Source organism: Candidatus Lokiarchaeota archaeon (assembly GCA_014730275.1).
Taxonomy (GTDB): Archaea; Asgardarchaeota; Thorarchaeia; order Thorarchaeales; family Thorarchaeaceae; genus WJIL01.
This window is the reverse complement of sequence record WJIL01000129.1, coordinates 23784-34876: the sequence shown is the minus strand read 5'-3', so window position 1 is coordinate 34876 and position 11093 is coordinate 23784. Positions and strand designations below refer to the sequence as shown.

At 44.3% G+C, this 11093-nt stretch carries 11 protein-coding genes; 6 read left to right on the top strand and 5 right to left on the bottom strand.

Annotated elements, in window-relative coordinates:
* Positions 1-54: 54 nt before the first annotated feature.
* Positions 55-786: a hypothetical protein gene (locus tag GF309_13915; GenBank protein ID MBD3159875.1), complete on the bottom strand. Its 732-nt coding sequence runs from the start codon at positions 784-786 to the stop codon at positions 55-57.
* A 32-nt stretch (positions 787-818) separates the two neighbouring features.
* Positions 819-1115 carry a hypothetical protein gene (locus GF309_13910; protein MBD3159874.1) on the bottom strand — a complete coding sequence of 99 codons (297 nt, stop codon included), beginning with the start codon at positions 1113-1115 and terminating at the stop codon, positions 819-821.
* 171 nt (positions 1116-1286) lie between these two features.
* Here GF309_13910 and GF309_13905 point away from each other — a divergent pair, with 171 nt between their 5' ends.
* Positions 1287-2204 carry a hypothetical protein gene (locus GF309_13905; protein MBD3159873.1) on the top strand — a complete coding sequence of 306 codons (918 nt, stop codon included), beginning with the start codon at positions 1287-1289 and terminating at the stop codon, positions 2202-2204.
* A 19-nt stretch (positions 2205-2223) separates the two neighbouring features.
* Here GF309_13905 and GF309_13900 read toward each other — a convergent pair whose 3' ends face one another.
* Positions 2224-3804, bottom strand: coding sequence for a hypothetical protein (locus GF309_13900; GenBank protein ID MBD3159872.1), 1581 nt, complete (start codon positions 3802-3804; stop codon positions 2224-2226).
* A 103-nt stretch (positions 3805-3907) separates the two neighbouring features.
* Here GF309_13900 and GF309_13895 point away from each other — a divergent pair, with 103 nt between their 5' ends.
* On the top strand, positions 3908-5122 hold the full coding sequence (locus tag GF309_13895) for a geranylgeranyl reductase family protein (protein MBD3159871.1): 1215 nt from the start codon (positions 3908-3910) through the stop codon (positions 5120-5122).
* 196 nt (positions 5123-5318) lie between these two features.
* Positions 5319-6989 carry an AMP-binding protein gene (locus GF309_13890; protein ID MBD3159870.1) on the top strand — a complete coding sequence of 557 codons (1671 nt, stop codon included), beginning with the start codon at positions 5319-5321 and terminating at the stop codon, positions 6987-6989.
* Between the two features lie 54 nt (positions 6990-7043).
* Here the strand turns inward: GF309_13890 and GF309_13885 are convergent, their stop codons facing one another.
* On the bottom strand, positions 7044-7610 hold the full coding sequence (locus tag GF309_13885; GenBank protein ID MBD3159869.1) for a hypothetical protein: 567 nt from the start codon (positions 7608-7610) through the stop codon (positions 7044-7046).
* 187 nt (positions 7611-7797) lie between these two features.
* Between GF309_13885 and GF309_13880 the strand changes: the two genes are divergently transcribed.
* Positions 7798-9036: a hypothetical protein gene (locus tag GF309_13880; GenBank protein MBD3159868.1), complete on the top strand. Its 1239-nt coding sequence runs from the start codon at positions 7798-7800 to the stop codon at positions 9034-9036.
* 169 nt (positions 9037-9205) lie between these two features.
* Positions 9206-9502 (top strand): hypothetical protein, encoded by a 297-nt coding sequence (locus GF309_13875; protein ID MBD3159867.1) that lies wholly within the window; start codon positions 9206-9208, stop codon positions 9500-9502.
* Positions 9503-9519: 17 nt separating this feature from the next.
* Here GF309_13875 and GF309_13870 read toward each other — a convergent pair whose 3' ends face one another.
* Entirely contained in the window at positions 9520-10167 is a 648-nt protein-coding gene (locus GF309_13870) for a hypothetical protein (GenBank protein ID MBD3159866.1), read from the bottom strand.
* Positions 10168-10433: 266 nt separating this feature from the next.
* On the opposite strand from GF309_13870, the gene GF309_13865 reads away from it, so the two are divergent.
* Positions 10434-11084, top strand: a complete 651-nt coding sequence (locus tag GF309_13865; GenBank protein ID MBD3159865.1) for an ATP-binding cassette domain-containing protein — start codon at positions 10434-10436, stop codon at positions 11082-11084.
* Positions 11085-11093: the final 9 nt, after the last annotated feature.

Below are 11093 nucleotides of genomic sequence, written 5' to 3'. Positions count from 1 at the left end.
TTACAGAAATCTTACACTTCCATGTAACGATTTATTTAGGATTCTGTAAGATTTCTATTGTTCCAGATACTCATCCACTATTTGCGCACAAACACCAGGCATGTCTGTAATAATTCCATCAACATCATAATCTAACATCTGACGCATGTAGTCTTCATCGTTTACCGTCCAAGGATATACAAGTAGATTTGATTCATGAGCATAAGAAACTGATTCTTCGGATAATTGATAGAAAAGCGGAGCTACAAAATCCAAACCAAGCTCCAATATGTGATCCAGAGCATCATCCTCAGCACGCTTTACTATCAAACCTACCGTAGCTCGATTATTCATCTCTTTCAGCGATAGAACCGAATTCTCAGAGAAAGAGCTAAAGACAACGCTTCCAAGCATATCGTATTCCTTGACCAAATCAAGAGCCCTTTTTTCTATTCCGTCACTCTTCAGTTCAATGTCAAGGGCGAAATTTCCCTTTGCCATATCTAGCACTTCTGAAAGTAATGGAACCTTCTCTCCTTCCCCAGCATCTAAGGGTCGTATATCAACCAACTCTGTTTCCGCCACATTTCCTTCACCGGTAGTGGTTCGAGAAAGATCATAGTCATGAATGCAGACTAAGGCCCCATCTTTGGTCTCTTGAACATCTAGCTCAACCATATCCGCACCTAGCTCCCACGCCGCAGCATAACCCTTCAGTGTATTCTCAGGTGCATCGTTAGGAGCACCTCTATGGCCAATTACAAGTTTCTCTCGCGTATCTAATTCTAAGGTAATTCCTTTTGTCAATACTTCGGCCCTCCCAAGTAACTTGGAATAGTCTACTCATCCTCAGGACTCTTACCGGTGCCACCACATCTTGGACATGTCTCGGTTCCGCTATCTGTTTCAATCATACCTTTTCCGTCACAGTAGTAGCAATTTGATGAACGGATGTCCAGAGATCGATCGAAGCCCTTGGCTACTGCAGTACCAATACCAATCATAACAACAGCTACAAACATCAGAGTGAGAGAATGCAGATACAACATTTCCATAGGCATTACTACGAATAAAGACAAGACAAATAGCACAGAACCAAGAACAGCAGACAGAATCCCTTTCTTTTCCCGTTCCATATAATAGCAATCTCCAAGTATCTGACGGAAACAACCGGAAGAGAGCCGCTAGTTGTTTCACGAAGCATTCTCGCGGTTACCGGGCTTTATAGATTACGGCTTAGCAATAACAAGAAAACAGAAGGAACAGATATGAGGGACGAATCATTAAGATAAAGTGAAGTGAGAGTAGTGTCGCAGAAGGATCTATTTTCGAAATACAGCGATATTTATAGGAAGGCAGAAGACCGCGAGATTGTACCCGACGGTCCATTTGTACGTCAGTTCATCGATATCCCGCACGATGAGATAGATGTTGGTGTATTTTTTAAATCCAAGAATTCTAAGCAGCCGGTTCAGGTTCATATTGGAAATGCCATACCGATGGAATATGGTTCTAGAGAGGGCTTGATTCAAACAGATCAGGGGACACTATTCAGTAGAAAAATTGTGTCCGATATTAGAGATATTGAGTTCGTAAAGGCGATTATGTACACTGAGAATGTTCTGGAAAGCAGAAATCAGAAGATGAGATTCCTTCAAAAATGTCAGCGCATAATTGATGTGTTGGTTAGAAAGGCGAAGAACGTGATTCATATCGGAGCCATCAATGGCTTCAGAATGGATAAGCGAGTGTTTCTACTCCGTGAATTTCTTGGAGAGCAACTTGGGATGAATGAAGTTTCGATAGAAGCCGCATCAATACCCTTTGATGCCGCAGATCCAGACTGCATTATCCTTTCTGATAATACCATCTTGACCCTGACCCAACCAAGAGTCGCTCATGCCGTCTTTCATTTCGTCGGGGGTTTGGGATACACGTTTGACAAAGCGGAAGGAGCTATTCAAGAAGAACGACTCTTTCGATCAACGGTTGATCTCTCAGATAAGGGGATTGACCAAGCGTATATCGACGGTATTATTGAGCGAATGACTGAAGATTTCCAAAACAATGTGCATGCTCTTATGTTTGCAGATACTTGGAAGAAAAGTGAAGAGAAACCCGCTGGTGTGATATTCGACAAGAATCTACTCATCAAAATGGGCACAAGCAGCGAAATCTGGACCGGTGTCTTTGAAGTATACGTCCGACCACCAAGCTCAAGCTGAAAACTGTTTCAGCAGAAGCTCAGAAGAATATCGGGTCGAAAGCATCTATAGCAAGGAATACAACTCGGAAAGCGAATATCCTGAATGTATATGTAACTGATACTTCCTGGATGCTGCTGATTCCTTCGCTAAGATCTTGGACTGCATTCTCGCCAAAAGATGAAACAATAGAAGTTAGCGATTCAACTGTAATCCATCGTGGTGTACCACTAGAAGCAATGACAATATCATTGGCAAGTATCTCCATCTGAGAATACGGGTCCTTGCCAGATTCACTCACTCTAATCGAATCAAAATAGGTAATAGAAGGTAGCGTTCTGGAGTAGGAATAAAGGAAATATTCACCCACATCGCCGGTCATCGCTTTGGAAAAAAGGGTTCTATTGCAGCTCACATCGATTGAATCCCAGCAACTCAGAGTGTCAGAGATTAAACCACAAACTCTCATTGTGTTATCATCCCCGTCCATGCTGTCGTCCATGACGAAGGGCTCAACCACCAGCCCAAGTGAGACACCAAATGATTCAGCCAAGCTGGTCAATTTGCTTGTCCACTCTTGAATTATGCTACGATTGGATGATTCAAGCATAGATCTAATAATGCCCGAAAAAGCTCCAAAATCCACAGCGCGTATACTTGAGAACAATAAAGACCATTCAGATGAAGACACTTTCATGTCCAGATAGATTATATTTGGCTTTCTGTAAGCTGAAGTGAAATCGATTCTATGGAAGGTCTCATTCAAGACGGTATAGTAGTTTTCGAAGACCAAATCAAGCAGCTGAGCGGATCCGAATTCGTGATTGCTAAGCTGAAAATAGTACTCACGATTAGCTGAGAGAGTTATACTATGGTTCATATCTGTAGTATTTAGCAGATTAAGCCAGTTGATAGTTCGTTGGTACCAATTCATAGCACCAGTTTGTACCTTCAAATCCAAGCTAAAATCATTCGATTGTATGGAATCCAAATGTGATTGAAGGGAGGACACGTTCTCATCTACAGAGACAGAAAAGCGCAATGGAACGGTGTCAGAAGCTGAAACGGATGCTATCGGATTCCGCCCCATGGCATGGGTCGCTATTGGCATTGCGAGCCCGAGAAGATTCATGAATATGAACCAGGCAATACCTTTCTTGCCCAAATCTTTTAGACTCCCCTGGAATCCAAACCGACCATAAACGAGCATGAAGAGAACAGCAACCATATTCAGCGATATCAGGATCAGAAATCCTCGAACCAGATTCGTCAATAGCGCGAAGATGACCAATTCGATAATTGTCACGATTAGGTTAACATTTGCACTTCGAGAAGTGTAATAGGAATAAACTAGAGAAGGCAGGATGATGAGAAGGGGAACGACGTAAAGCACCAAGGGCAGAGAATCTAGAAGAGGCAATCCTGCAATCAGCAACCATCCGATAACATGAATCAAAGTGAATAGCATCAAGACCGTGTTGATTGCCAGAACTACCGAAATCAAGAGATGAATAGCTTGCTCTGCTCCATCATATTGTGATATGCGATTTCGCAGATTCTCCCGTTTCCCTTGTACCGTCTTGGTTGCACCAGCAATCCCATTCTTTATTCGTTCTGCCATAGAACTGCAAATCCATTACTTTCCTAGTCAAAGCCGCATCTTATGTATATTCCATTTGTGGACATGAGCACCCACCATCAACGTGAAATACCCACCATAGAGCATGCACAATATGACACCCATGTTCGATGCTATCGTTGTCGGAGCAGGACCTGGAGGTGCAACTACAGCGAGATATCTTGCGGAAATGGGTTACGAAGTTTGCTTGATTGACAAAGCCACCTTTCCCCGAGACAAACCATGTGGTGGTGGTTTCTCCCCCGCAATCTTCAAGGAATTTCCATATCTCGCCGTGCGGAAAGACGAGTTCTTGGAACGTATTTTGAATGTCGGAGTCCTTCATTCGCCAAGCAGAGAAATCACGCTTGAAGGCAGGGCAGGAATGGCTGTCGCTCCTCGCTCAAAATTCGATAACACACTTTTCGAGACTGCTCATGATGCCGGATCACATTGTTTGACAGGTAAGAGGGTAAAGAATCTATCAATTCAAGACAAAGGTGTCGAAGTACAAATCTCGAAGGGTGATACAATTTCGGGAGAAATCATTATTGGCGCTGATGGTGTAAATAGTATAGTTGCAAGAGAGACAGGCCTTAACACATGCTGGCCTCAAGATGCGATAACAGCGTGTAGGGTGGCAGAAATACCAGCTGAAGAGGATGATATCATCGATCTATATGGAAGTGAAGGTGAATACCATTTCTTTGCAAATCTCTCTGGAAGACCAGGTTATGGTTGGATTTTTCCGAAAACCAACACGATTAACGTTGGTGTGGGTATCAAAGCGAATTGTGCAAACAATATGCAGGGAACGTTCAAGTCATTTTTGAAACATCTCGCTCGTCAAAATTTGCTCCCCAACAGTATAGACATTCCTAGTGGCAGGGGGGCTCTTGTACCTACTGGGGGAACTATAGATTCCTTCGTGGAGGATCGTTGTCTCCTCGTCGGAGATTCGGCTGGAATGGTAAACCCCCTGACAGGAGGAGGGATTCTCTATGCAATGGAAGCCGGTAGAATCGCTGCTGCCATTGTCAGTAGATGCATAACCAACGAAGAATACGGTAAAAACAGTCTAGACGCCTACCAGCACATATGGGAAGACAAAATTGGAAATGACATGTCATCAATGCTCTTTGCACAGAAGCTGTTTACGAGTGTATTCACGGAGACACTATTCAAGATTGGGGCGGAAGACCGGGAGATTCAAGACATGGTTAGTGATGCAATGTCAGAATCCGAAGTCGCTAGCCTTAATGTCACCAGACTCGTTGCGAGAACCCTATACGTTGTTCTTAAGAATTCATTGCGCTTCTAGGTAGTATCTGGTTATTGACCAAGAGATATTGCATACTGCAGCTCGTCTCATCGCTCCACATTTGCGCTCCCAGATGGATTCTGACCATTTTTCTTATCAATGTCATTCGAGTTGCCTACTTTTCATCCAAAAGGATAAATTAGGGGAAACATAGAACTACTAAGTTAGGTTCAAGTTAGTTGGAGGAGATACAACAATGGAAAGACCATGGTATGATAATTACGTAGGCGACACACCAAAGGAAATCGAAATTCCTGAGGGGCCGCTCTGGGAAAGCCTCGATAAAGCAATAGAGGAATTTCCTGATAATGTTGCATTGCATTACGAAGGTATTGAAATCACGTTCCGCGAGCTTGGTGATCTGGTTGATCGCTTTGCAAATGGCATATCCAAAATGGGGATTGGGAAAGGCGACACAGTAGCAATTATGCTGCCCAACTGCCCACAATTTGTGATAGCCTATTATGGGACTTTGAAAACAGGAGCTACTGTAACTCCTGTTAATCCGATGGCAATGCCCAAGGAACTCAGGATTTACTTACAAGGAACAAGAGCTAAAACAATAGTGACATTGAACTACTTCTATGATGTTGTGGAGACAGTCAGAGCAGAAACCAATCTCGAAAAAGCTATCGTTACCGCAGCTTGGGACATGATGTCATGGATTAAGAGAGTCCTAGCATCCAAGATTGTCTACAGAAGCAAGGTGAAGGAAGTACCACCCCTGCGAGACGGAGATATTCTCTGGAATGACTTCATGGAAGACACAGTTCCAGAATCGCCAGAGATTGAGATAGATCCTACGAGCGACATAGCGGTGTATCAATTCACTGGTGGGACAACAGGCATCCCGAAAGCAGCAATGCTGACTCATGACAATCTCAAAGCAAATGTTGCCCAGTGTTCTGCATGGATGGAATGGATGGCGGAGAGAGGTAAGGAGTTGTTTGTTGCAGCTTTGCCACTTCAGCATATATTCGGTCAAACCGTATCTATGAACCTGGCAATGTCGTGGGGATGTGGCATGTTGCTTCTACCAGATCCTAGAGACACCTCGAATTTGCTATCGCAAATGGACAAACTGAGACCAACATTCTTCCCCATAGTTGCAACACTGGCCATTTCCATCTACTCATTCGAGGAAGTGGACAAGTACGACATAACATCGCTCAAACTCTCAATTGCAGGTGCAATGGCATTACCTGCAGAGGTTACGAGGAAATTCGAAGCCGCAACCAATTCAATCATCATTGAGGGTTACGGCTTGACCGAAGCTTCACCAGTAACCCACGCCAATCCATTGGACAAGGAGCTTCGCACAATCGGCTCTATCGGACTACCATTCCCAAGTACTGACAGCAAAATCGTAGACCTCGAAGACTACACGAAAGAGCTCCCGTACGGTGAGGTCGGCGAGCTCATGGTGAAGGGGCCTCAGGTTATGCAAGGCTACCTCAACCGACCAGATGAAACAGATGATGTGCTAAAGGAGAATGGATGGTTGCGCACCGGGGATATAGCACGAATGGATGAAGAGGGTTGGACATACATCGTTGATAGGAAGAAGGATCTCATCAACGCTAGCGGTTACAAAGTATGGCCTAGAAATGTGGAAGAGATACTCTTTGAGCATCCAAAGGTGAAAGAAGTGGCAGTTGTGGGAGTCCCACATGAGACAAGAGGAGAGACTGTGAAAGCATTCATCATTCTAGAACCTGGTGAACAAGCCACTCTGGATGAGATCCGCAAGTTCTGCAAAGACAAGATGGCAGCCTACAAAGTGCCAACAGATATAGAATTCGTAGACACATTGCCTAAGACACAGGTCGGCAAAATCCTGAGACGAGAACTGAGAGAAGAAGAATAGACAATATAGGATAGGGGCTCATAGAAGAGTCCCTATCACTGATTTTTTTTCTGATTAATGCCCTGGGTTGAGCACATCACTCTTCAGATTGCGGATGAGCTGGTGAACCTCAGGACGACCCAGCATTTTCATTCTGGTCTCCGAAAGGTTGTTAATCACACATGCAACACCGACCACAGTCGCATCGAGCTTCTCTAGAATTTTAGCGACAGCCAATACTGTCGTACCCTGCGTTAGCCAGTCGTCAACTATCGCGACCCGATCACCGGGGTCAATTGATTCACTCACCAAAGCCAGTCGCTTATCTGCAAATCTATCTGATGGGAGCCATTCAACGGGACGGCTGTAGTCCTCTTCAAGATATGCAATAGATCTAGCCGGAACAATCCCGCAACCAAGGTAATACGCAATAGCACTACCCAGTGCCAGACCTCTCTGCTCAATGCCAACAACTTTGTTTGGCTGCATCTCAACAAGGGGTTTTGCGAGAGCGACGACTGCTTCATGAAATACAGTAGGGTGTTCAAGCAGTCGACTGATGTCAGCAACAGCTTGCCCTTTTTCGGGCCAATCCTTAATTACTTCAACATAATCTCTGAAGTCAATTTCCTCGTCTGTCATTGAGCTCAACCAATATCATGGTGATGTGCATGGGTCATATTTCTTTGGGTTAAGACGAAGGTAACAGCTTAGATGGGTTTGTATAGGCAGACAATATATAGGGGCACAACTACTTGTTGCCATGAACGATGTTGTCAGGCGCTAACCCAACTTGCTCAACTAGAATGTTCACGAGGTTATTGCCACTATGAAGGTGCCAGGAACAACGGTTACGTTAGCTCTACTGCCAGGTTACGTCGAGCTGCGAGACGAAGGCAGAATCAAGAAGAAAATCCCAACTGAATCGAAGTCCTTCGAAGAGATAGTAAAGGAGGTCAAATCCTATTTCCGTTTTTTCGATAAGAGATTTCCACCAGGGCATATCGAAGACGTGCTTCGGAAAATTGGAGTGGAAGAGGAGCTGCAGCGGTCAGAAGAGATTTCAACAGAATCATCAGCAGTAGCAGCAGAAGAACCTTCGGATCTAATACCCAAAAAGGAAACCAAAGAATCTACAGCCGAACCTGTAACCCCTTCTGAAAAACTCCTGAAGAAGCACCGTGTTGCAGGTAAAGAAGTAGATGACATATCAGAAGCATTGGCAGCTGTAGAATCGATGAGTGATACCTTTCGATCACCAAAGGGAACTCATCAGAAGAAAACTAGTAGTGGCATTCAGGTCAAGCTGAAGTCTCAAACTGAAATCGCTGCGTCATCTGCAAGCCTTCCAAAGCAATCAAGCATTCAGGACAAACCAGTTGAAAATGACATAGAATCTACACAGCCCGAAATAGAAATGAAGGCGGAAGAAACAGGCGTGACCGAAGCTGAGGGAACACCCACCACCGAAGCTGTAAAAACGGGCACAGAAGAACCCGACATCGCAAGCCAACACATGATAAAACCACTTGTCGACAGAAAATGTCTTCTAATCGGAGAAGAGAATGTAGGCAAAAAGTCGCTAATCCAAACGGGCGAATTAGAAGCAAGCGAAGAGGATTATGTATACAAGAAACTGTTCAGAACAAATGAATACCGAGTGAATCTATATGTATGGTCTTTTGATGATGCTGTAGGTCACCGTATACCGCGAAATGAATACTATGGAGACGCGGATGTTGCCATAGTAGTCTATTCAGCAGGTGATAGATGGAGTTTTGAAAGCCTGAATTTCTGGATAAAAGAACTTTCAATATCAAGAAAGACCCTACCCCCGCTTATTATCGCGGGTAACAAGTATGACAAAAGAGTGGAGCAAGCATCAGAGAAGTCTGATGAATTTGTAGGCGAAGAGGAGGGCTTCGAGTACGCTGAGAAGCTGGCTACTGAACTTGGTCAAGAAAAGGAATTCCACCCCGTTGCCTTTCTAGAAACATCTTGTGTAGAAAATAAGAACATTGAGAAGCTCTTTCAGATAGCTGCTGAGCTATCGGTCTCCGAAGATTGAATGATTATTACTTAGAGATTGGGCTATCATGAGGACGACAGAATTCTAAGAACCAAGAGGCAAAGCACAACTGGTCAATCTGAAACCAAGAACAGTCATATACCCCGGTTTCCATTGTCAAATCAGAGATAGCCATTTAACACGCTATAAGGCCTTGGCTGTGAAGAGAATGACTCGGTGTGAAAGCTGTGGAAAGGAAATGGACCCGCCTGAGCCAGCTAAGACCTTGGAAGATAACTTCAAAAACGAAGAGAGATCTCGTCTTTGTATTTGTTCGGAATGTTTTGACAAACGGTTCAAGGTTGTTACAAAGAAAAGAAGTGGGTATGGCGGTACAATATATGAGCTTGAAGAAAAATCTCCTCCACGATTCGGACTTGGAAGCAAGAAATTCACATGTCTAAAATGTGCATGGGTAGCGTGGACAGAAGAGGGGCTACAAGCACACATAGATCATCGCCATTGAGAAAACGATTGATAATACTACTCATTGGAACTAGTTTTCTCTGTGTCTTTCAGTTGGATCATTTGATGTCCTACAACCCGAACATAGTCGATTTCTTCAGCGGCTCGTCCAAGCATCCCCATTCGATAAGCAGCATCTCTGGGTCCGACTGCCTGTAACCAGTCCAACTTGGTCATGTCAAGTACCTCATGATCTTCGAAGTAATTTCGGACATCTCGAGCTATTGTTTTCGTTCGGTCAAACATGGCAGATGCAAAGCCAGCACTGACTGCACCAAAGCTGACCAAGACCCAAATCATCTCGAATGGATCTTGTCCATAATACTCAAAGAAAAACACGAAACCGGAAAGAACAGGTTCCATCAACGCGAGCAAAACCAAGAATAGGGCGATATGTTGAGAAACATCGTCACTACCCAAACCGGCTACGCCAATAACATCCTGATTGGGCGGGAACAAGAAAACAAGCACGCTACCGCAGACGGTTCCAACAATGACTGAGGAAATCAGAATCGAAGTGCCAAACTGAATTGGACGCTCATTCCAAACCTGTGGGAAACCAATTAAGGATTGTAGTATCAATGATAGGCCTATGATTGATGCACCAGTGAAGAATCCGCGCCAACTGAAAAACTCGTAGCGATTGACCATTATGTCATGAACCATTTGGACCCATCCACTGTGATTGTTATATGTCCGTAAATGTGCTGTTCAGTCATAAACCTTCTTTTTTTCCTACTCATTGTTTGGCTTTTAATTCCTGATAATACTCCTTTCTAACACCCACCTTACACAATAAGAGAAGTCCAATGCTCAAGCGTTAGAGGAAAAGCTAATAGGGCAACCTGTAGACAATTTTGAATTAACGGGAGTGGGAAACCCCCTTGGAAGATAGTATACTGAAGCTAGCCGATGTCTCAAAAATATATCATATGGGTGAAGTAGATGTTCCAGCTCTGCGTGGAGTGAATCTTGAGGTGAAGCGCGGCGAAGCTGTTGCCATTATGGGGCCTTCTGGTTCCGGCAAGACAACACTGCTCAATATGATTGGTGCACTTGACAAACCAACCACGGGAAGCGTTGTCGTTGATGGAACCGATATCACCGAAATGACGGAAAAGGAACTAACACGGATTAGGCGGGACAAAATTAGTTTCGTTTTCCAATTTTTCAATCTCCTTCCAGTTCTTACAGCTTACGAGAATGTGGAGCTGCCATTGCTCATCGCCGGAGTAGAAGAAGAGCAGAGGAGGGAACGAGTAGAGCACCTGCTAGGACTTGTAGGCTTAACAGAACGGGCAGAGCATAGACCTGATGAGTTGTCAGGAGGCGAACAGCAACGGGTTGCAATAGCAAGGGCTCTTGCCAAACCAGAGGGGTCAGCAAAATCAGTGGTTGTGTTAGCTGATGAACCTACCGGTGATTTGGACACTCAAACCGGACAAGAAATCGTCGACGTCCTTGTCAAGCTCACCAAAGGAGAAGGCGGAACCTTAGTATCTGTAACTCACGATCCCGAAGTAGGCAAACAAATGGACAAGACCTATAGAATGAGAGACGGAGAAATCGTCGGCGTAGAATAGAAGGGGAAA

Bases quoted from the DNA above. Each gene is read 5' to 3' on its own strand.
- GF309_13875 (MBD3159867.1), top strand. From the start codon at position 9,206: ATGACTCGGTGTGAAAGCTGTGGAAAGGAAATGGACCCGCCTGAGCCA.
- GF309_13910 (MBD3159874.1), bottom strand. From the start codon at position 1,115: ATGGAACGGGAAAAGAAAGGGATTCTGTCTGCTGTTCTTGGTTCTGTG.
- GF309_13890 (MBD3159870.1), top strand. From the start codon at position 5,319: ATGGAAAGACCATGGTATGATAATTACGTAGGCGACACACCAAAGGAA.
- GF309_13900 (MBD3159872.1), bottom strand. From the start codon at position 3,804: ATGGCAGAACGAATAAAGAATGGGATTGCTGGTGCAACCAAGACGGTA.
- GF309_13880 (MBD3159868.1), top strand. From the start codon at position 7,798: ATGAAGGTGCCAGGAACAACGGTTACGTTAGCTCTACTGCCAGGTTAC.
- GF309_13895 (MBD3159871.1), top strand. From the start codon at position 3,908: ATGCACAATATGACACCCATGTTCGATGCTATCGTTGTCGGAGCAGGA.
- GF309_13865 (MBD3159865.1), top strand. From the start codon at position 10,434: ATGGGTGAAGTAGATGTTCCAGCTCTGCGTGGAGTGAATCTTGAGGTG.
- GF309_13885 (MBD3159869.1), bottom strand. From the start codon at position 7,610: ATGACAGACGAGGAAATTGACTTCAGAGATTATGTTGAAGTAATTAAG.
- GF309_13870 (MBD3159866.1), bottom strand. From the start codon at position 10,167: ATGGTTCATGACATAATGGTCAATCGCTACGAGTTTTTCAGTTGGCGC.